Source organism: Cupriavidus sp. SIMBA_020, assembly GCF_046535395.1.
GTDB classification, from domain to species: Bacteria; Pseudomonadota; Gammaproteobacteria; order Burkholderiales; family Burkholderiaceae; genus Cupriavidus; species Cupriavidus campinensis.
Genome location: NZ_JAWRWU010001771.1, coordinates 1 through 232 on the forward strand (window position 1 = coordinate 1; position 232 = coordinate 232).

A 232-nucleotide genomic window follows, 5' to 3' on the forward strand; every position below is an offset into this window, starting at 1 on the left:
CCACCACGCTCAACGTGATCTCGCGGCTGGTGACGCCCACCGCGGGCAGCGTGCGCTTTGCCGGCGAAGCGATACACCGCCAGCCGGCTGACGCCATCGTCGGCCGCGGCATCGTGCAGGTGCCGGAAGGCCGCGAGATCTTCCGCGAGATGAGCGTGCGCGAGAACCTGGAGATGGGCGCCTACCTGCGCCAGGACCGCCAGGCGGTCAAGGCCGACCTGGACATGGTCTG

Annotated in this window: 1 protein-coding gene; it reads left to right on the forward strand. The window is 69.8% G+C overall.

Annotated elements, in window-relative coordinates:
* Positions 1 to 232, forward strand: a 232-nt coding sequence (locus tag SB751_RS35700; RefSeq protein WP_410749695.1) for an ATP-binding cassette domain-containing protein, incomplete at both ends; no start/stop codon positions are given.